This window comes from Pseudomonas sp. NPDC089534 (genome assembly GCF_044749305.1).
GTDB lineage: Bacteria > Pseudomonadota > Gammaproteobacteria > Pseudomonadales > Pseudomonadaceae > Aquipseudomonas > Aquipseudomonas ekonensis.
On sequence record NZ_JBIVHR010000055.1, the window covers coordinates 1 to 19,231 of the forward strand.

General features: G+C 65.4%; 17 protein-coding genes. 10 read left to right on the forward strand and 7 right to left on the reverse strand.

The window, feature by feature from the left end; all coding sequences use genetic code 11:
* From ACIP0B_RS17480 to ACIP0B_RS17500, 5 genes are all read left to right on the forward strand, one after another.
* Positions 1–1,036, forward strand: a 1,036-nt coding sequence (locus ACIP0B_RS17480; protein WP_400834202.1) for a homoserine dehydrogenase, incomplete at its 5' end; no start/stop codon positions are given.
* A gap of 105 nt (positions 1,037–1,141) precedes the next feature.
* Complete coding sequence (thrC, locus tag ACIP0B_RS17485; protein WP_400834204.1) at positions 1,142–2,551, forward strand: threonine synthase; 1,410 nt, start codon at positions 1,142–1,144, stop codon at positions 2,549–2,551.
* Between the two features lie 140 nt (positions 2,552–2,691).
* The gene (locus tag ACIP0B_RS17490) at positions 2,692–4,050 is read left to right on the forward strand and encodes a transporter substrate-binding domain-containing protein (protein ID WP_400834291.1); all 1,359 of its coding nucleotides are present in this window, start codon (positions 2,692–2,694) and stop codon (positions 4,048–4,050) included.
* A 112-nt stretch (positions 4,051–4,162) separates the two neighbouring features.
* A complete protein-coding gene (locus ACIP0B_RS17495) occupies positions 4,163–4,570 on the forward strand; it encodes a response regulator (protein WP_400834207.1) in 408 nt (135 codons plus the stop codon).
* 163 nt (positions 4,571–4,733) lie between these two features.
* Positions 4,734–5,015 (forward strand): DUF3509 domain-containing protein, encoded by a 282-nt coding sequence (locus ACIP0B_RS17500; RefSeq protein WP_400834210.1) that lies wholly within the window; start codon positions 4,734–4,736, stop codon positions 5,013–5,015.
* A 173-nt stretch (positions 5,016–5,188) separates the two neighbouring features.
* Here ACIP0B_RS17500 and ACIP0B_RS17505 read toward each other — a convergent pair whose 3' ends face one another.
* Together ACIP0B_RS17505 and ACIP0B_RS17510 are read right to left on the reverse strand one after the other, a co-directional pair.
* Positions 5,189–6,082: a TIGR02285 family protein gene (locus ACIP0B_RS17505; RefSeq protein WP_400834212.1), complete on the reverse strand. Its 894-nt coding sequence runs from the start codon at positions 6,080–6,082 to the stop codon at positions 5,189–5,191.
* 13 nt (positions 6,083–6,095) lie between these two features.
* Positions 6,096–7,295 carry a CaiB/BaiF CoA transferase family protein gene (locus ACIP0B_RS17510; RefSeq protein WP_400834215.1) on the reverse strand — a complete coding sequence of 400 codons (1,200 nt, stop codon included), beginning with the start codon at positions 7,293–7,295 and terminating at the stop codon, positions 6,096–6,098.
* A 146-nt stretch (positions 7,296–7,441) separates the two neighbouring features.
* On the opposite strand from ACIP0B_RS17510, the gene ACIP0B_RS17515 reads away from it, so the two are divergent.
* The 4 genes from ACIP0B_RS17515 (at position 7,442) to ACIP0B_RS17530 (ending at position 11,787) form a co-directional block, all read left to right on the forward strand.
* On the forward strand, positions 7,442–7,984 hold the full coding sequence (locus tag ACIP0B_RS17515) for a YaeQ family protein (RefSeq protein WP_085581262.1): 543 nt from the start codon (positions 7,442–7,444) through the stop codon (positions 7,982–7,984).
* A gap of 52 nt (positions 7,985–8,036) precedes the next feature.
* A complete protein-coding gene (gene recJ, locus ACIP0B_RS17520; protein WP_400834218.1) occupies positions 8,037–9,746 on the forward strand; it encodes a single-stranded-DNA-specific exonuclease RecJ in 1,710 nt (569 codons plus the stop codon).
* 307 nt (positions 9,747–10,053) lie between these two features.
* A complete protein-coding gene (locus tag ACIP0B_RS17525; protein WP_400834221.1) occupies positions 10,054–11,160 on the forward strand; it encodes an NADH:flavin oxidoreductase/NADH oxidase in 1,107 nt (368 codons plus the stop codon).
* A gap of 93 nt (positions 11,161–11,253) precedes the next feature.
* Positions 11,254–11,787 carry a GNAT family N-acetyltransferase gene (locus ACIP0B_RS17530; RefSeq protein WP_400834224.1) on the forward strand — a complete coding sequence of 178 codons (534 nt, stop codon included), beginning with the start codon at positions 11,254–11,256 and terminating at the stop codon, positions 11,785–11,787.
* Between the two features lie 134 nt (positions 11,788–11,921).
* On the opposite strand, the gene ACIP0B_RS17535 is transcribed toward ACIP0B_RS17530, so the two are convergent.
* A complete protein-coding gene (locus tag ACIP0B_RS17535) occupies positions 11,922–13,547 on the reverse strand; it encodes a glucan biosynthesis protein D (RefSeq protein ID WP_400834226.1) in 1,626 nt (541 codons plus the stop codon).
* A gap of 407 nt (positions 13,548–13,954) precedes the next feature.
* On the opposite strand from ACIP0B_RS17535, the gene ACIP0B_RS17540 reads away from it, so the two are divergent.
* Positions 13,955–14,137, forward strand: a complete 183-nt coding sequence (locus ACIP0B_RS17540) for a hypothetical protein (RefSeq protein WP_085581272.1) — start codon at positions 13,955–13,957, stop codon at positions 14,135–14,137.
* A gap of 66 nt (positions 14,138–14,203) precedes the next feature.
* On the opposite strand, the gene ACIP0B_RS17545 is transcribed toward ACIP0B_RS17540, so the two are convergent.
* From ACIP0B_RS17545 to ACIP0B_RS17560, 4 genes are all read right to left on the reverse strand, one after another.
* Positions 14,204–15,688 carry an APC family permease gene (locus ACIP0B_RS17545; RefSeq protein ID WP_400834229.1) on the reverse strand — a complete coding sequence of 495 codons (1,485 nt, stop codon included), beginning with the start codon at positions 15,686–15,688 and terminating at the stop codon, positions 14,204–14,206.
* 302 nt (positions 15,689–15,990) lie between these two features.
* On the reverse strand, positions 15,991–17,415 hold the full coding sequence (locus tag ACIP0B_RS17550) for a gamma-aminobutyraldehyde dehydrogenase (protein WP_400834232.1): 1,425 nt from the start codon (positions 17,413–17,415) through the stop codon (positions 15,991–15,993).
* 80 nt (positions 17,416–17,495) lie between these two features.
* A complete protein-coding gene (locus ACIP0B_RS17555) occupies positions 17,496–18,305 on the reverse strand; it encodes an ABC transporter permease (protein ID WP_085581276.1) in 810 nt (269 codons plus the stop codon).
* Positions 18,295–19,230 (reverse strand): ABC transporter permease, encoded by a 936-nt coding sequence (locus ACIP0B_RS17560; RefSeq protein ID WP_400834235.1) that lies wholly within the window; start codon positions 19,228–19,230, stop codon positions 18,295–18,297. Before ACIP0B_RS17560 ends, ACIP0B_RS17555 begins: the two co-directional genes overlap by 11 nt.
* Position 19,231 lies beyond the last annotated feature (1 nt).

The window sequence follows — 19,231 nt, forward strand, 5'->3', positions numbered from 1 at the left end:
GGCCATCGAGAATGGCAAGCATGTGGTCACCGCGAACAAGGCGCTCATCGCCGTTCACGGTAATGAAATCTTCGCCAAGGCACGCGAGAAAGGCGTGATCGTGGCGTTCGAGGCGGCGGTGGCCGGCGGCATCCCGGTGATCAAGGCGATCCGCGAAGGCCTGTCCGCCAACCGCATCAACTGGGTCGCCGGGATCATCAACGGCACCGGCAACTTCATCCTCACCGAGATGCGCGAGAAGGGCCGCACCTTCGAAGACGTGCTGGCCGAGGCGCAGGCGCTGGGCTATGCCGAGGCCGACCCGACCTTCGACGTCGAAGGCATCGACGCGGCGCACAAGCTGACGATCCTGGCGTCCATCGCGTTCGGCGTGCCGCTGCAGTTCGACAAGGCGTACACCGAAGGCATCACCAAGCTGACCACCGCCGACGTGAACTACGCCGAAGCGCTGGGCTACCGCATCAAGCACCTGGGCGTGGCGCGCAGCACCGCGGCCGGCATCGAATTGCGCGTCCACCCGACGCTGATTCCGGCCGACCGCCTGATCGCCAACGTCAACGGTGTGATGAACGCGGTGATGGTCAACGGCGACGCCGCCGGTTCGACCCTGTTCTACGGCGCCGGCGCCGGCATGGAGCCGACCGCCTCGTCGGTGATCGCCGACCTGGTGGACGTGGTCCGCGCCATGACCTCCGACCCGGAGAACCGCGTGCCGCACCTGGCCTTCCAGCCGGATTCGCTGTCGGCCCATCCGATCCTGCCGATCGAAGCCTGCGAAAGCGCGTACTACCTGCGCATCCAGGCCAAGGACCATCCGGGCGTGCTGGCCCAGGTGGCGAGCATCCTGTCGGAGCGCGGCATCAACATCGAGTCGATCATGCAGAAAGAGGCCGAGGAACACGACGGCCTGGTGCCGATGATCCTGCTGACCCACCGCGTGCTGGAGCAGCGCATCAACGACGCGATCGCCGCCCTCGAAGCCCTGGCGGGCGTGGTCGGCCCGGTCGTGCGGATCCGTGTCGAATCTCTGAATTAACAGCAGCGGCAAGCGGCAAGCGGCAAGCGGCAAGGCAAAAGCAGTTCGGCTTTTCCTTGCTGCTTGCAGCTTGAAACTCGCGGCTCGAACCGAAGGTTTGAAAACATGCGCTACATCAGTACCCGCGGCCAGGCACCGGCCCTGAATTTCGAAGACGTCCTGCTGGCCGGCCTCGCCACCGACGGCGGCCTGTACGTCCCGGAAAACCTGCCACGCTTCACCCAGGAGGAGATCGCCTCCTGGGCCGGCCTGCCGTACCACGAGCTGGCTTTCCGCGTCATGCGCCCGTTCGTCACCGGCAGCATCGCCGACGCCGATTTCAAGAAGATCCTCGAAGAAACCTACGGTGCGTTCGCCCACAGCGCCGTCGCGCCGCTGCGTCAGCTGAACGGCAACGAATGGGTGATGGAGCTGTTCCACGGCCCGACCCTGGCCTTCAAGGACTTCGCCCTGCAACTGCTCGGCCGCCTGCTCGACCATGTGCTGGAAAAGCGCGGCGAGCGCGTGGTGATCGTCGGCGCGACCTCCGGCGACACCGGTTCGGCCGCCATCGAAGGCTGCAAGCGCTGCGAGAACGTCGACATCTTCATCCTGCACCCGCACAACCGTGTGTCCGAGGTGCAGCGCCGGCAGATGACCACGATCCAGGGCGAGAACATCCACAACATCGCCATCGAAGGCAACTTCGACGACTGCCAGGAAATGGTCAAGGCCAGCTTCGCCGACCAGGGCTTCCTCAAGGGCACGCGCCTGGTGGCGGTGAACTCGATCAACTGGGCGCGGATCATGGCCCAGATCGTCTACTACTTCCACGCGGCCCTGCAGTTGGGCGGTCCTGCGCGTTCGGTGTCGTTCTCGGTGCCGACCGGCAACTTCGGCGACATCTTCGCCGGCTACCTGGCGCGCAACATGGGCCTGCCGATCAACCAGCTGATCGTCGCCACCAACCGCAACGACATCCTGCACCGCTTCATGAGCGGCAACCAGTACGTCAAGGAAACCCTGCACGCCACGCTGTCGCCGTCGATGGACATCATGGTGTCGTCGAACTTCGAACGCCTGCTGTTCGACCTGCACGGGCGCAACGGCGCGGCGATCGCCGGCCTGATGGATGCCTTCAAGCAGGGCGGCGGCTTCAGCGTCGAGCCGGAGCGCTGGACCGAGGCCCGCAAACTGTTCGATTCGCTGGCGGTGGACGATGCGCAGACCTGCGAGACCATTGCCGAAGTCTTCGAGCAGTGCGGGGAAGTGCTGGATCCGCACACCGCCATCGGTGTGAAGGCCGCCCGTGAGTGCCGTCGCAGCCTGGACATCCCGATGGTGATTCTGGGCACGGCTCACCCGGTGAAGTTCCCGGATGCGGTGGAGCAAGCTGGTGTAGGAAAAGCTCTCGAACTACCTGCACATCTTTCTGATTTGTTTGAGCGAGAGGAACGCTGCACCGTTCTGCCAAACGAGCTGAAAGCCGTGCAGGCCTTTGTCAGTCAGCATGGCAACCGCGGCAAGCCGCTTTAGGCCCGCGAAGCTGTCACATTTTGAAGCCCGTCCGATGACGGGCTTTTTTGTTCCTGCGTGCCACACTGCCCGGGTTTTCGCCCCAGAAAAGGACGGGTGAGCCGATCACGAAGGAAGTGGCAATGCGGTTCTATGAAAAAATGAAGGCAGCGCTTGGCTGCCTGTGCCTGATGGTGCTGCTGGGTGGTGCCCAGGAGGGGAAGGCGGCGCAGCTGGTGCTGCATGACGAAGAGGTTGCGCCACCCGCATCCGTTGAGCTGGACGCCGACGAGCGCCAATGGATTCGCGAACACCCCGAAGTCGTCGTCGCGTCGGTGCAGTATCCGCTGTACCTGTTCCAGGATGAGCACGGTCACTGGAGCGGCCTGAACAACGATGTGCTCAAGCGCATCGGCGCCATGACCGGGCTCGAGTTTGTCCACCAGGAGTCGTTCTCCACCGATCAGTTGCTTGAGCGGCTGGAAAGCGGGGCGGCGGACATCAGCACGACGCTGGCGATGAATGACGAACGCAAGGTGTTCCTGGACTTCAGCCACGCGTTCGGCGGGGCCGGCTGGGTGTTTGTCGGCCGGTCGGGCGCACCTGTGGTGACGTCGCTGGAGCAGTTGTCCGGCCGGGAGCTGGTGTTGCCGGCCAGGCATGCGTTGGAGGAAGTCATCCGCCGGGAGTACCCGGCCATTCGCGTGCGCTCGGTCAAGACCTATGCCGAGGCCCGCGCGCTGGTGGAAAGCGGGGAAGCCTACGCCACCATCGAAAACGAAATCGGCGCCCAACTGTATCCCTCGGGGCTGCTCAAGGTGGGAAGCGCCGTCGAGGGCCGGTGGGAAGCTGACCATCTGGCGGTGCGCAAGGGCCAGCCCGAACTGCTGGGCATTCTCAACAAGGCGCTGGAGGCGTTTCCCGCCGAGGAGCTGCGGGCCATCCGCCTGAAGTGGCTGGGGGGCATCTCGCCTGCGCCCAAGTCCGGGCTCTTCTACCCGATGACCTGGTGGGGATGCTGGGCCATGTTTTTCGTGGGCGTCTTCGGATTGCTTTCGTTGCTCTGGAACCGGCGGTTGAGCGCCGTGATCAGGCAGCGCAGGGACGTCGAAAGGCATCTGGGCGACCAATTGGCCTTTCAGCGCGCCCTGATCGACGCCTTGCCGGATCCGGTGTTCGTGCGGGATCTGGAGGGGCGTCTGGTCATGTGCAACAAGAGCTACGAAGAGACGCTGTCCGTGCGGTTCGACCGGGTGCAGGGCCGGCGGCTGATCGACGTGGATACGTTGCCTGAGCCGACCGCCCGGTTGCTGCACGACGAGTTCATGGAGCAGATGGGCTCGCGCAAGACTCGCTTCAGCAAACGCCAGTTGCTGTTCAAGGGCGGTTTGAGGGACATCTATCAGTGGACCGTGCCCTTCTACGGCGTCGATGGCCAGCTGCGGGGCCTGGTCGGAGGCTGGACGGACATCAACCAGCGCAAGGCGGAGGGCGGGTCGGGATGTCCGCGAAAAAACTAGGAAACGTCCTATAAAACGTGACCACTTTTCTGATGGGCGTCTGAAGGGAGGCTGGCCTAGAGTGGACGGCACATGCGGTGAGAGTCCGCGATTGTCGTCCCGGAGGTCGTCCATGCGCGCGCTCAAGATCCTGATACTCGAACACAATCCATTCCGGTTGATGGCCCTGCACCAGATGCTCAACGCCGTCGGCATCTACGATGTGCTGACGGCCCCGACGCTCGGTTCGGCGCTCCGTTCGCTCAAGTGCCGGGGCACGGTCGACATCGCCATCTGCGATCCGCAGCTCAAGGGAGGGGACGGCCTGGCGCTGATCCGCCATCTGGCGGTCGAGAAGCGGGCGCGGGCGCTGATACAGCTGGGCAATGTCGCGCCGAGCCTGTCGGCGGACCTCGACGTCCTGTCCCGGGATCACGGGCTCGCCTTGCTGGGGCGGTTGCAGTCGCCGGTATCGGCGGTGCTGATGCGGGGGCTGCTGGACCGTTACCTCCAGACCGCAAGGCAATCGGCGAGCGCCTGAGCGGACGGTTATGTTCCTGTCATCTTCGCCGCGCATGCTCTGATGCATTGGCGGCGCGCAGGTCCGGAGGTTCCGCTGGCAGAACTTTCTTCCCGGATCGCGGGTCATTCACGGTGTACACGCCCAAGGCACTTCGCTGCCGGACGAACGAGTGGAGATCCAGATGGAAAGTATCAGTCTTTTGCTGGGCGAGGCGCTGAGCCCCTATCAGGTGACGGTGACGCCGAGCGGTCAGAACGGCGATTGCCAGGTGACGCTGAGGAACCCCGAGGGCATCCTCGTGCTGAAGCGCGGATTCAACCGGGCTCAATTGGGCGACAAGCGTCAGCTGACGGACGTGGTCGACGGCCTGCACCGAGACCTGCTGATCGCCGAAGGGCGGTTGGAGCCTTGCGTCATCGCGGCCTTGCGCAATGTGGGGGCGCTTCGCCCTCCGGCCCTCTGAGATCGAAGGCATTTTTGTGGGAACCTTCCTGCGCTCCCGTCAGTCAGACCCATGGCAGCAGGATCAAGCATTGTGCTCCGGTGCTTGTCGCCTGCCGCCACGGGCCTCTGTTGAAGGCCACGTTTGACCCCGAGTCGACTCCCCACTTCTCGGGGTTTCTTTTTGCCTGGAATTCAGGGGGCGGACTGTTGCTGGAAGAACACCCGTGCCTGCTCGAGGTAGTCGTCGCGCATGTCGGGATCCAGCCAGTCGGCGTACAGCCGGTTCAACTGCTCATGGGGGAGGGTGCGCAGCAACCGGTCGATCTCGGTGATCGCCTGCCGGCCCTGGGTGGTGTCGGTGCAGCCGACGTGGCTCGACAGGTACTTGTCTGCGCCGAGGATCGGAAAGAACAGCAACTCCTCTTCGTCGATGTCGGCCTGCCGGGCCTGGTAGCGGATCTCCGGCCAGTAGCCCAGCACCACCTGCAGTCGGCCAAGGCGCTGCATGGACAGCAGGCTGCTCACGGCATCGTTGCCGTAATGCGGGGTCAGGGCATTGGCCGGAGCCTGCCGCAGCAGGGTGTCGAGGTAATCGCCATAGCTGCGTTCGGCCACCACCCCGACCTTCTTCTCGCCGCTGGCCAGCAGCGCCGTCAGGTCGACTGCGCCGTCGGCCAGGAACGGCGTCAGCACCTCGCGGTCCTGTCGCCGGACCACCAGACCGTTGCTGACCGCCCGGACGGCCGGTATGGAAAAGGCGATCCACTGTGCCCGCTCCTTGTTCCAGAGCAGCGAGGGGTCGCAAGCGAAGGGGTGTTCATGCAGCATCTGCAGGCCACGGGCGCGGTTGACCCGCATCAGCGTGTGTTCGTACTGCGGCATCCCGGCGATCAGCATCGGCATCAATTGGTCGATCACGCCCTGGCCTTTCTTCGGGCCTTCGAAGATGGTCAGCGGCGGCAGGTCGCGCAACAGCCAGATCAGCGTAGGCTTGGCCTGGGCCCAGGCCGGGAGCGCGAGCAGGAAAAGCAGGCCGAACAACCGCCACGTCCACCAGTGACGGGCGCGGTTGTGCGTCTGGTTCATCCGGGGCTTCAGCTTAAATGGCTCCGTCTTCGCGCAGCCGGGCGATCCGCTCGTCGTCGTAGCCAAGACCCTGGAGCACCTGTGCGTTGTGTTCGCCCAACTGCGGCCCGACCCATTCGGAGGTGCCGGGCGTTTCAGAGAGTTTCGGCACGATGCCCGGCATCTTGAAGGGTTTTCCGTCCGGCAGGTTGGCCTGCAGGAACATTTCCCGGGCCAGGTATTGCGGATCGCTGAACATGTCTTCGGCGCTGAAGATGCGGCTGGCGGGGACGTCGGCCTCGTTCAGCTTCTCCAGCACCTGGGCCAGCGGCAATGAATTGACCCAGCGGTCGATCACGCCGTACAGCTCGTCGCGGCGGCTGTCGCGCCCGTCGTTGCTGGCCAGCGCCGGGTCGTTGGCCAGGTCGTCGCGGCCGATGATCTGCATGAAGCGCTTGAAGATCGCATCGCCGTTGGCGCCGATCTGCACATGTTTGCCGTCGGCGCTGGTGTGGATCGATGAGGGGGTGATGCCCGGCATGATGTTGCCGGTGCGCTCGCGGATGAAGCCGAACACGTCGAACTCCGGCACCATGCTTTCCATCATGGCGAAAATCGCTTCGTACAGCGCCACGTCGACCACCTGGCCGAGGCCGCCGTTGACCTCACGGTGACGCAGGGCCATCAGGGCGCCGATCACGCCCCACAGCGCGGCGATCGAATCGCCGATGGAGATGCCGGTGCGCACCGGCGGCCGGTCCTCGAAGCCTGTGATGTAGCGCAAGCCACCCATGGATTCGCCCACTGCGCCGAAACCCGGCTGATCCTTCATGGGGCCGGTCTGGCCGAAGCCGGACAGGCGCACCATCACCAGTTTCGGGTTGAGCGCGTGCAGGGTGTCCCAGCCCAGGCCGAGTTTCTCCAGCACGCCGGGACGGAAGTTCTCGATCAGGATGTCGGCCTCGGCCAGCAGTTGCTTGAGGATCGCCAAACCGTCCGGGTGCTTGAGGTTCAGGGTCAGGGACTTCTTGTTGCGGGCCTGGACGAACCACCACAGCGACGTGCCTTCATACAGCTTGCGCCACTTGCGCAACGGATCGCCGCCGTCCGGCGATTCGACCTTGATCACGTCGGCGCCGAATTCGCCGCAGATGCGCGAGGCAAAGGGGCCGGCAATCAATGTACCCAATTCGATGACTTTCAGACCGCTGAGCGGTTTGCTGGAGAACGGCATGCTGAATCCTGTAGGACAAGGCGTGGCGGATACAGCGTTTTAACATAGCCGGCTGTCAGACGCGCAAGGTTGATCGCCATCAATTCGTGGATTGCCTGCAGCATCGGTTAGACTGGCCGACTTTCCACGTCTCAAGAAGCCCGTCCATGGCCCAGCCGTCCACCACCTACAAATTCGAACTGAACCTCACCGACCTCGACCGCAACGTCTACGAGAGCGTGAAGCAGACCATCGCCCGTCACCCTTCGGAAACCGAAGAACGCATGGCCGTTCGGCTGCTGGCCTACGCCCTCTGGTACAACGAGAACCTGTCGTTTGGCCGTGGTCTGTCGGACGTGGACGAAGCAGCGCTGTGGGAAAAGAGCCTGGACGACCGTATCCTGCACTGGATCGAAGTCGGCCAGCCGGACGCCGAGCGCCTGACCTGGTGCTCGCGCCGCACCGAACGCACCAGCCTGCTGGCCTACGGCAGCCTGCGCGTGTGGGAAGGCAAGGTGGTGCCGGCGGTCAAGACGCTGAAGAACGTCAACATCGCCGCCGTGCCGCAGGAGGCGCTGGAAGCCCTGGCCACCGACATGCCGCGTGCCATCAAGTGGGACGTGATGATCAGCGAGGGCACGGTGTTCGTGACCGACGACCGCGGTCAGCACGAAGTCCAGCTGACCTGGCTGCTGGGCGACCGCGGCTGAGGCCGGACCGCTCACGGATTCCCACCCATTCAAGAGAAATACCTGTCGCCCCATGCGTATCGAACCTCGCCCGTTGCCTGAAACCCTGCCTTTCCTCGGCGATCTGCCGCCGCTGCTGACCCGCCTGTACGCGGCGCGGGGCGTGCGGTCCGAGGCGGAACTGGACAAGAGCCTGGCGCGGTTGATTCCGTTCCAGCAGCTCAAGGGCATCGACGCGGCGGTGGATCTGCTGGTGACGGCGCTGGACCTTCGGCAGCGGATCCTGATCGTCGGCGACTTCGACGCCGACGGCGCGACCGCCAGCACCGTGGGCGTGCTGGGCCTGCGTCTGTTGGGGGCGGCCCACGTGGATTACCTGGTGCCGAACCGTTTCGACTACGGCTACGGCCTGACCCCGGAAATCGTCGAGGTGGCCAAGACCCGCGAGCCGCACCTGCTGATCACGGTCGACAACGGCATCTCCAGCGTCGACGGCGTGGCGGCGGCGAAGCGGGCCGGGTTCAAGGTGCTGATCACCGATCACCACTTGCCCGGCGATGAACTGCCGCAGGCCGACGCGCTGGTCAACCCGAACCAGCCCGGCTGCGAATTCCCGAGCAAGGCGTTGGCCGGGGTCGGGGTGATTTTCTATGTGCTGATGGCCTTGCGCGCACGCCTGCGCAGCCTCGGCCGCTACGACAGCCAGCCGCAGCCGAACATCGGCGAACTGCTGGACCTGGTGGCCCTGGGCAGCGTCGCCGACGTGGTGCCGCTGGACGCCAACAACCGGATCCTGGTGCATCAGGGGCTGGAGCGGATCCGCGCCGGGCGCGCGCGGCCGGGGATCAAGGCGATCCTGGAAGTGGCCAAGCGCGATGCGTCGCGCATCACCTCCACGGACCTTGGCTTCATCGTCGGCCCGCGCCTCAACGCGGCCGGCCGGCTCGACGACATGAGCCTGGGCATCGAATGCCTGCTGACCCAGGATGCCGCGCTGGCCGGGGACATGGCCGCGCAGCTGGACGGCATGAACCAGGACCGCAAGTCCATCGAGCAGGGCATGCAGCGTGAGGCCATGGCCCAGCTCAAGGACCTGCCGGTGGAGTCGATGCCGTTCGGCCTGTGCCTGTTCGACCCGGAGTGGCACCAAGGGGTGATCGGCATCCTCGCCTCGCGGATGAAAGAGCGTTATCACCGCCCGACCATCGCCTTCGCCGATGCCGGCGACGGTCTGCTCAAGGGCTCGGGCCGTTCGGTGCAGGGCTTCCACATCCGCGATGCCCTGAGCGTGGTGGCGGCGCAGCATCCGCACCTGATCACCAAGTACGGCGGTCACGCGATGGCGGCGGGCCTGACCTTGCCGCAGGAGCATTTTCCGCAGTTCGCCGAAGCCTTCGACGCGGAGGTGCGTCGCCAGCTCCGTGAAGAGGACCTCACCGGGCGCCTGCTGTCGGACGGCACGCTGGCGGTGGAGGAGTTCCACCTGGAACTGGCCCGCGCCCTGCGCCATGCCGGCCCCTGGGGGCAGCACTTCCCGGAGCCGCTGTTCCATGGCGTGTTCCAGTTGGTCGAGCAGCGGGTGGTCGGCGAACGGCACCTCAAGGTGGTGCTCAGGAGCGAATGCGGGTCGGTGAAGCTGGACGGCATCGCGTTCGGCATCGACCGCGACATCTGGCCGAACCCGACCATCAAATGGGTGGAACTGGCCTACAAGCTCGACCTCAACGAGTTCCGCGGCAATGAGACCGTGCAGCTGATGATCGCCCACATCGAGCCGCGCTAGCGCCAAGGGCTTTGTGGCGAGGGAGCTTGCTCCCGCCCGGCGGCGCAGCCGTCGTCATCTGTTGCCCGCGGATTGGGGCGGCTTCGCCGCCCAGCGGGAGCAAGCTCCCTCGCCGCAGGGCAGCGAAAGCTTGCGGGACGCCGCCATCCTCCGCGGATGTCGTCTAGGCTCTAAGCACTGCTTGATTGGCCTTGTGACGTCTTGTCGAGTTTTTTGCCCGCGGGGGCGGGTGCTGCATCCTTTCCTGTCACTCGTCGACTTTTCAAACAGAACCCTGGAGCCTGCCCACTGAATTGAGAGGTGCCCCATGAGTCTGCTGCTTGAGCCCTTCACCCTTCGCCAACTGACCCTGCCCAACCGCATCGCCGTGTCGCCGATGTGCCAGTACTCCAGCGTCGACGGCCTGGCCAACGACTGGCATCTGGTTCACCTCGGCAGCCGTGCGGTGGGCGGCGCCGGCCTGGTCTTCACCGAAGCCACGGCGGTCACCGCCGACGGCCGGATCACCGCGCAGGACCTCGGTCTGTGGAACGACGAGCAGATCGAGCCCCTGCAACGCATCACCCGTTTCATCACCGCCCAGGGCGCCGTGGCCGGCATTCAGCTGGCCCATGCCGGGCGCAAGGCCAGCACGTTCCGTCCGTGGCTGGGCAAGCACGGCAGCGTCAAGCCGGAAGACGGCGGCTGGACGCCGGTGGGGCCGTCGCCGATCGCGTTCGACCCGCAGCACACCCAACCCAGGCCGCTCGATGAAGGGCAGGTCGGCGAGATCGTCCAGGCCTTCGTCGCGGCGGCCAAGCGAGCGTTGGCGGCGGGGTTCAAGGTGGCCGAGGTGCATGCCGCCCACGGCTATCTGCTGCATCAGTTCCTGTCGCCGTTGAGCAATCAGCGGCGTGACCAGTACGGCGGCTCGTTCGAGAACCGCATCCGGCTGGTGCTGCAAGTCACCGAGGCGGTGCGGGCGGTGTGGCCGGAGGAGTTGCCGGTGTTCGTCCGGGTGTCGGCCACCGACTGGGTGGAGGACGGCTGGAATCCGGACGAGACGGTGGAGTTGGCGCGGCGCCTGAAGGCGCTGGGCGCCGATCTGGTCGATGTGTCGTCGGGCGGCACCGCCGCGAACGCCGAGATCCCGGTGGGGCCCGGCTATCAGACCCGGTTCGCCGAACGGGTGCGCAAGGAGTCGGGGATATCCACAGGCACCGTGGGCATGATCACCGAGCCGGCCCAGGCCGAGCACATCCTGCGCACCTGTCAGGCCGACATCATCTTCCTTGCCCGCGAACTGCTGCGCGACCCGTACTGGCCGCTGCACGCCGACGACGACCTGGGCGGACGCAAGGCGACCTGGCCGGCGCAGTACCAGCGCGCGACCCACCGCGACCAGCCGATCCACGAGTCAGACCTGCGGGATTGATCGCAGGCCCGCTCAGGCCTATAAAGACCCGCCGCAGGTACGGCGGGTTTTTTCTGGCCTGCCGAAACGTGAACGCAAAGGAATGAGCCCCGCATGCTGAACGAACGCGCCCTGACCGAAGGTGATCTGCCGCTGCTGGCGCTGATCGACCGCACCGAACTGATCGAGCAGTGCTATCGCCTGGAGAACGGCGGGCTGGTGCTGTACCCGGTGCATTACGACATGCGCGGCTGGCCGGAGGGCGAAGCGCAGCGCGATGCCGTGACGCTGACGGAATGCTTCAGGCGCGGCGGCTGGTTTCACGGCGTGTTCGACGGGGCGGCGCTGGTGGCGGCGGCGGTTGTGGATAACCGGGTCATCCGCAACGGGAACCTGCGCATGCGCCAGTTGAAGTTCCTGCACATCAGCCATGGCTGGCGGGGGCGCGGGCTGGGGTCGCGGCTGTTTGCCCTGGCCTGCGGGCAGGGGCGGGAAACGGGGGCGCAGGCGCTGTACGTCTCCGCCACCGAGTCGCGCAATACCGTGGAGTTCTATCTGCGCCAGGGGTGTCGGCTGCTGGAGCGGCCGGATCCCGAACTGTTCGAGCTTGAGCCGCTGGACATTCACCTGTATTGCCCGCTGGGCTGAGTCGGCTGTGCGGGCCCTATCGCGGGCAAGCCCGCTCCCACAGGTCATGTGGGAGCACAACAGTGTTGAGCATCCCCCGATCACTGTGGGAGCGGGCTTGCCCGCGATGGCGCCAGTGATGGCGCCGCAAAGCTTCAGGTGTACTTGCGCTTGTCCGGCGCCGGCGGGAAGTACTGGTACAGCCAGGTCTCGCTCAGGGTGCGGTCGTTGGTGCGGATGAACAGGCGCAGTTCCACAGGATCCACGCTGTCGTTGGTCGGGTACCAGTCGAACAGGATCCGGTAGCCCTTGATGTCGTCCAGCGCCAGCACGCTGAAGTCCTGCACCTTGCCGTTGGAGCAGGTGACCACCGGTTCGATCCCGGTGCCCTGCGGCAGGCGCTCCAGGCCGCCGCCGGTGAAGTCCACGGCAAAGCGGCGGGCCCAGACCTCAGGGTAGTGCTCGCCCGGCGCCCAGCCCTCGGTGAAGCCGCCCATGCCGGAGCGGGTGGCGTGCACCCGTGCCAGCGGCGTGCCGACCGGCGGCAGGGCACTCCAGTAGAGTTTGTAGCCGTAGTTCAGCGAGTCGCCGGCGGCCACCGGTTTCTTCGGCGTCCAGAAGGCCACGATGTTGTCCATGGTCTCGCCGGTGGTCGGGATCTCCAGCAGGTCGACCGAACCTTCGCCCCATGGGGTCGTCGGCTCGACCCACAGGCTCGGGCGACGGCTGTACCAGTCCACGGTGTCCTGGTAGTTGGCGAACTCGTGGTCAGTCTGCACCAGGCCGAAGCCTTTCGGATCCTTGTCGGAAAAGGCGTTGAACTGCAGGGTCGCCGGGTTGTTCAGCGGGCGGCAGATCCACTCGCCGTTGCCGCGCCACATGGCCAGGCGGTCCGAGTCGTGGATCTGCGGGTGGATGGTGTCGCACATGCGCCGCTCGTGGGTGCCGCAGCTGAACATGCTGGTCATCGGTGCGATGCCCAGCTGGTCGATGGCGGTGCGGGCGTTGACGTGGGCGTCGACCTCCATCACCACGCGCTCGGCCTGGCAATCGATGTCGAAGCGATACGCGCCGGTGGCGCTCGGCGAGTCGAGCAGGGCGTAGACCACGAAGCGGGTGGCGTTCTGGTCAGGGGTCTCGAACCAGAACTTGGTGAAGTCGGGGAACTCTTCGCGCTTCTTGGCGTAGGTGTCGATGGCCAGGCCACGGGCCGACAGGCCATATTGGCCAGTGGCGTCCACCGCGCGGAAGTAGCTGGCGCCGAGGAACGACACCACGTCGTGGCGGTCCAGCTCCGGCGCCTTGAACAGCTTGAAGCCGGCGAAGCCCAGGTCGCCCTTGAGCTGCTGGGTGTCGACCGAGGTGTTCTCGTAGTTGAACAGCGACGGCCGGAAGTGCACTTCGCGGGCCATGCGGGTCTTGGTATCGACGCTGTACATGCGCACCGGCTGGCGGAAGCCCATGCCGACGTGGAAGAACTGCACATCGAGCTGGCCCTTGTTGTCCTTCCACAAAGAATGCTCGCCGTCGTAGCGGATGGCGTTGAAGTTCTGCGGGGTCATGGTCGCCAGGGTCGGCGGCAGCACCTGCTTGGTGTCCTGATAGCCGCTGCCGGCCAATTGCTTGGCCTGGCGCTTGAGCGTCTCGAAGTCGAAGGCCTGCGCCTCGCCGTCGGCGGCGCCGCTGGCTGCCCAGGCCCGGGCGGCCAGCAGGCCGCTGGCGGAAAGACCGGTGTAAGCCGCAATGGCCATGGACGCTTTGAGCAAATTCCTGCGGTGCATAGATACAACCTGTCGTGGGCAATCCCGCGCCGTTCCTGGCACGTGCTGGATCAGAAATTACGGTTCGGACAAGCCTTCGGCCAAACGCTGCGGACTATAAACAGATGCGCGCTAGCTTAAACCGTTCGCTTGAATTGCAAAATTCGTTGATAGCACGGCGCTAGCGTCTCAATGAAACAAGACGTTACGGTTAATTAATCCGACAGGCTTTTCTGATTTAGAGGGCATTTCTGCTTTTTTCGATTAATTACTCTAAAAACCGCTTTCCAGCGCCGATTAAATTTCTATCCTAGGGGCATGGCCGGCCACGGTCCGTCGGGCCGGCGGGGGCAAAGATCGCTCCTGAAGGGAGCAGGGCGATGCGGTTTTCAGGAAATTCTTTGACGTATTGGAGAAGGACATCGTCCATGGCAAAAGCACAAGGCATCACCGAAATGTTGGGCATCTTTCCCTGCCTGGGCAGCCGGCGAAGGCGCAGGCTCAGCTCCGAGGAACTGAAACTGGTGGAGCGCTACCGCGAGCTGTCGGAAAGCGACCGGATCGCGATGCGCTATCTGGTGGATGCGATGCGCAGCGTTTCGCGGTTCTGAAACAGGAAGTTGCGGCGAGGGAGCACGCTCCCTCGCCGCAGGCATCCAACGGCAAGCGCCCTGTTTTCAGCGCCCCACCTTCCACGCATCCCCGGCCGGCGCCTTGCCGTGGTCGTACGGCTTGCCGATCCACATGTACAGCAGGCCCAACCCCACCACGATGGCGGTGCTCAGCACCATCGCGTAGTTGATGTACCACGCCGCGTCCGGCGTGCGCGGCCAGGCCATGTTGACGATGGCGCCGACGCCGTACGCCAACGCGCCGACGTTCACCGGCCAGCCCCAGGCGCCGAGGGTGAACCTGCCGTTCGGTTTCCAGCCTTTGGTCCGCGCGTACAGCGCCGCCAGCACGATCATCTGGAACGCCAGGTAGATGCCGATGGCGGCGAAGCTGACGATGGTGGCCACGGCGTCCTGCAGGAAGAAGCCCAAGGCGATGATCAGGCCGGGCAGGACGCCGGACACGAACAGCGCCGCCACCGGAACCTGGGTTGTGGGAGAAATCCGTTTCAGCAGTCGGCTGCCGATCACCATCTCGTCACGGGCGTAGGAATACAGCAGACGGCTCGCCGCCGCTTGCAGGCTGATGACGCAGGAGATGAAGGAAATCATCACCACGCCCATCACCACTTTCGAGCCCACCGGGCCGAAGGCGTTGTTGAGGATGGTGGTGACCGGGTCCTTGTCGGTGCCGTTGATCACCGCCTGCATGTCCGGCACGGCGAGGATCAGCGCAAGGCAGGCGAACATCGCCGCGATGCCGCCGATGTAGATGGTCATGCGCATGGCCACCGGGATCCGCTTGCTCGGGTTCGGGGTCTCTTCGGCGACGTCGCCGCAGGCCTCGAAGCCGTAGTAGAGGAACATCCCCGCCAGCGAGGCGGTGAGGAAGGCCGGCAGGTAGGAGCCGTCGACACTGATGTCGAACGTATCGAACAGTACGCCGAGCGGCTGGTGGCGTTCGAAGATCAGCAGGTACACGCCGACGATCACCGCGCCGACCAGCTCGCAGAGGAAGCCGAACATGGCGATCCGCGCCAGGGTCTTGGTGCCGCTGAGGTTGACCAGCGTGGCGAACAACGTCAGCGCCAGGGCGATGACGATGTTGGTGTTGTTGCTCGGCTCGAAGCCCATCATGGCCGCCAGGTAAGGGCCGGCGCCCACCGCCACCGCCGCGATGGTCACGCACAGGGCGATGGAGTAGATCCAGCCGACCATCCACGCCCATTTCTTGCCGACCAGGCGCCGGGCCCACGGGTAGACGCCGCCGGAGATCGGGAACTGCGAGACCACCTCGCCGAAGATCAGGCACACCAGCAACTGGCCGCAGCCCACCAGCAGGTAGGCCCAGAACATCGGCGGCCCGCCGGCCGCCAGGCACAGGCCGAACAGGGTGTACACGCCGACGACCGGCGACAGGTAGGTGAAGCCCAGGGCGAAGTTCTCCCACAGGCTCATGCTGCGGTTGAAGTTGGAGGTGTAGCCCAGCTGACGCAGCTGTTCGGCATCGTTGTCGGCGACGGCGGTGGAGAGTTCGGGTGACGCGCTCATGGGTGTTCGCTCCGCAGGATCGGCAGATTCCGGATGGCCGAAGCCGTGGCGGGGCCGTGCAGGCGCCGCCCGGATCGGTGGTTATTGTTTTGGGTGTCGCGGTGAAGTCAGGTGGTGCGTTGAAACCGTGGCGCCGTCATCGCCGGCAGGCGGGCTCCCACATTGTTCTGCAGTGACTGCAAAAGCAGCATTCAACCAAGATCCCTGTGGAAGCCGGCCTGCTGGCGATGGCGTCATCCCTGGCGCCGCAGGGCAGTGGCTTGCTCAAGGGACTGCATTTCAACGATGGGAGCAGCGCCCCGTCAGTGCTTGAACATCACATGCCGCACGGTGGTGTAGTCCTCCAGCCCGTACATGGACATGTCCTTGCCGTACCCGGACAGTTTCTGACCGCCATGGGGCATTTCGCTGACGAGCATGAAGTGGGTGTTGACCCAGGTGCAGCCGTACTGCAGCCGCGCCGACAGGCGATGGGCGCGGCCGACGTCGGCGGTCCACACCGAGGACGCCAGGCCGTAGTCCGAATCGTTGGCCCATTCCAGCGCCTGGGCCTCGTCGGTGAACTTAGTCACCGACACCACCGGCCCGAACACTTCGCGGCGCACGATTTCGTCGTCCTGCTGCACGTCGGCCAGCACGGTCGGCTCGAAGAAGAAGCCGTTGCCCTCGACCTTCTTGCCGCCGGTGACCAGCCGGATGTGCGGCTGCGCCACCGCACGCTCGACGAACCCGGCCACGCGGTCGCGGTGCTGGGCGGTGATCAGCGGGCCCAGTTCGGTGGACGGATCGTTCTGCAAGCCATGCTTGATGGTGCTGACCGCGGCGCCGAGCTTCTCGACGAACTTGTCGTAGATGCCCTGCTGCGCGTAGATGCGGCACGCGGCGGTGCAGTCCTGGCCGGCGTTGTAGAAGCCGAAGGTGCGGATGCCTTCGACGGCGGCGTCGATGTCGGCGTCGTCGAAGATGATCACCGGGGCCTTGCCGCCCAGCTCCATGTGCATGCGTTTAACGCTCTCGGCGGTGTCGCTGATGATGTGGGCGCCGGTGGCGATGGAGCCGGTCAGCGACACCATGCGCACTTTCGGGTGGGTGACCAGCGGCTGGCCGACGCTCGGGCCGCGGCCGAACACCAGGTTGAGCACGCCGGCCGGGAAGATGTCCGCCGCCAGTTGGGCCAGGCGCAGCGCGGTCAGCGGGGTCTGCTCCGACGGCTTGAGCACCACGGTGTTGCCGGCGGCGAGGGCCGGGGCGATTTTCCAGGCGACCATCATCAGCGGGTAGTTCCACGGCGCGATGGAGGCGATCACGCCCACCGGGTCGCGGCGGATCATCGAGGTGTGGCCGGGCAGGTACTCGCCGCCGGCCGAGCCGCTCAGGCAACGGCTGGCGCCGGCGAAGAAGCGGAACACGTCGGCGATCGCCGGGATCTCGTCGTTGAGGGCTGCGCTGTAGGGCTTGCCGCAGTTGTCCGATTCCAGCTTCGCCAGTTCCTCGCCGTGGGCTTCGATGGCGTCGGCGAGTTTGAGCAGCAGCAGCGAACGGTCTTTCGGGGTGGTCTGCGACCACGCGGCGAAGGCGCCGTCGGCGGCGCGCACGGCGGCATCGACCTGGGCCTCGGTGGCTTCGTTGATCTCCGCCAGCACCTCGCCGAGGGCGGGGTTGAGCACCGGTTGCGCCGGGCCTTCGCCGGTGACGAGCTGGCCGTTGATCAGGAGTTGCGTTTGCATGGTCATGTCCTCTCTAGCACCTTTGTTTTTCTGCTTGATCCGAATGGCCCCTGGTGGGAAGGGGCGTGTCTGTCAGGTGTTCATTTGCCGCCGCTGCCCGCCACGCTTTCGCCGCCCCGGGTCAGGTAATAGGCGCCCAGGATCGGCAGCATGGTCACCAGCATCACCAGCATCGCCACGACGTTGGTCACCGGCACGTCCCGCGGGCGGCTGAGCTGGTTGAGCAGCCACAGCGGCAGGGTGCGTTCGTGGCCTGCGGTGAAGGTGGTGACGATGATTTCGTCGAACGACAGGGCGAACGCCAGCATGCCGCCGGCGAGCAGGGCCGAGCCCAGGTTGGGCAGGATGATGTAGCGGAAGGTCTGCCAGCCGTCGGCGCCCAGGTCCATCGAGGCCTCGATCAGGCTGTGGGACGTGCGGCGCAGGCGGGCGATGACGTTGTTGTAGACGATCACCACGCAGAAGGTCGCGTGGCCGGTGACGATGGTGAACATCCCAGGCTCGATCCCCAGCGTCTTGAAGGTCGCCAGCAGCGCGATCCCGGTGATGATCCCCGGCAGCGCGATCGGCAGGATCAGCATCAGCGAAATGCCCTGCTTGCCGAAGAAGTCCCGGCGGTACAGCGCCGCCGACGCCAGGGTGCCGAGCACCAGGGCGATCAGCGTGGCGATGGCCGCGATCTGCAGCGACAGCTTGATCGCCTCCAGCACGTCGGGCCGCCCGAAGGCCACGCTGAACCAGTGCAGGGTGAAGCCCTTGGGCGGAAAGCTGAACGCCGCGTCTTCGGTGTTGAAGGCGTAGAGGAAGATGATCAGGATCGGGAAGTGCAGGAACGCCAACCCGCCCCAGGCGGCTGCGCGCAAGCCCAGGGAAGCTTTTTCAGAGTGCATCGAAGGCCCCCAGGCGTTTGACGATGGACAGGTAGACCGCGATCAGCACGATCGGCACCAGGGTGAACGCCGCGGCCATGGGCATGTTGCCGATGGCGCCCTGCTGGGCGTAGACCATGCTGCCGACGAAGTAGCCCGGCGGGCCCACCAGCTGCGGCACGATGAAGTCGCCCAGGGTCAGGGAAAACGTGAAGATCGAGCCGGCGGCGATGCCCGGCACCGACAGCGGCAGGATCACCTGCATGAAGGTCTGGCGCGGCTTGGCGCCGAGGTCGGCGGACGCTTGCAGCAGCGACGGCGGCAGGCGTTCCAGCGAGGCCTGGATCGGCAGGATCATGAACGGCAGCCAGATGTAGACGAACACCATGAACCGTCCCAGGTGCGAGGTGGACAGCGTGCTGCCGCCCACGCCGGGAATGCCGAGGATCACCTGCAGCACCGGCTCCAGCCCCAGGTGCTGGACGAACCACTGCGCCACGCCGCCCTTGGCCAGCAGCAGCGTCCAGGCGTAGGCCTTGACGATGTAGCTGGCCCACATCGGCATCATCACCGCGATGTAGAAGAACGCCTTGGTCTTGCCGGTGGTGTAGCGCGCCATGTAGTAGGCGATCGGGAACGCCACGACGGCGCTGGCCACCGACACGGCGATCGCCATGCTCAGGGTGCGCAGGATGATGTCGAAGTTCGACGGCTGGAACAGCGCCGCGAAGTTGGCCAGGGTCAGGTCGGGGGTGACCGCCATGGTGAAGTCGTCGAAGGTGTAGAAACCCTGCCACAGCAGCACCAGCAGCGAGCCCAGGTAGATCGCGCCGAACCACAGCAGCGGCGGCACCAGCAGCAGCGACAGGTACAGGTTGGGCTTGCGGTACAGCAGGTTGGAGAACCTGCGCAGCGGCGCCGTCTGGGGGAGAACCATGGTGTTCATC

Coding starts and splice junctions, on each gene's coding strand:
- thrC (WP_400834204.1), top strand. CDS start 1,142: ATGCGCTACATCAGTACCCGCGGCCAGGCACCGGCCCTGAATTTCGAA.
- ACIP0B_RS17490 (WP_400834291.1), top strand. CDS start 2,692: ATGAAGGCAGCGCTTGGCTGCCTGTGCCTGATGGTGCTGCTGGGTGGT.
- ACIP0B_RS17495 (WP_400834207.1), top strand. CDS start 4,163: ATGCGCGCGCTCAAGATCCTGATACTCGAACACAATCCATTCCGGTTG.
- ACIP0B_RS17500 (WP_400834210.1), top strand. CDS start 4,734: ATGGAAAGTATCAGTCTTTTGCTGGGCGAGGCGCTGAGCCCCTATCAG.
- ACIP0B_RS17505 (WP_400834212.1), bottom strand. CDS start 6,082: ATGAACCAGACGCACAACCGCGCCCGTCACTGGTGGACGTGGCGGTTG.
- ACIP0B_RS17510 (WP_400834215.1), bottom strand. CDS start 7,295: ATGCCGTTCTCCAGCAAACCGCTCAGCGGTCTGAAAGTCATCGAATTG.
- ACIP0B_RS17515 (WP_085581262.1), top strand. CDS start 7,442: ATGGCCCAGCCGTCCACCACCTACAAATTCGAACTGAACCTCACCGAC.
- recJ (WP_400834218.1), top strand. CDS start 8,037: ATGCGTATCGAACCTCGCCCGTTGCCTGAAACCCTGCCTTTCCTCGGC.
- ACIP0B_RS17525 (WP_400834221.1), top strand. CDS start 10,054: ATGAGTCTGCTGCTTGAGCCCTTCACCCTTCGCCAACTGACCCTGCCC.
- ACIP0B_RS17530 (WP_400834224.1), top strand. CDS start 11,254: ATGCTGAACGAACGCGCCCTGACCGAAGGTGATCTGCCGCTGCTGGCG.
- ACIP0B_RS17535 (WP_400834226.1), bottom strand. CDS start 13,547: ATGCACCGCAGGAATTTGCTCAAAGCGTCCATGGCCATTGCGGCTTAC.
- ACIP0B_RS17540 (WP_085581272.1), top strand. CDS start 13,955: ATGGCAAAAGCACAAGGCATCACCGAAATGTTGGGCATCTTTCCCTGC.
- ACIP0B_RS17545 (WP_400834229.1), bottom strand. CDS start 15,688: ATGAGCGCGTCACCCGAACTCTCCACCGCCGTCGCCGACAACGATGCC.
- ACIP0B_RS17550 (WP_400834232.1), bottom strand. CDS start 17,415: ATGCAAACGCAACTCCTGATCAACGGCCAGCTCGTCACCGGCGAAGGC.
- ACIP0B_RS17555 (WP_085581276.1), bottom strand. CDS start 18,305: ATGCACTCTGAAAAAGCTTCCCTGGGCTTGCGCGCAGCCGCCTGGGGC.
- ACIP0B_RS17560 (WP_400834235.1), bottom strand. CDS start 19,230: ATGAACACCATGGTTCTCCCCCAGACGGCGCCGCTGCGCAGGTTCTCC.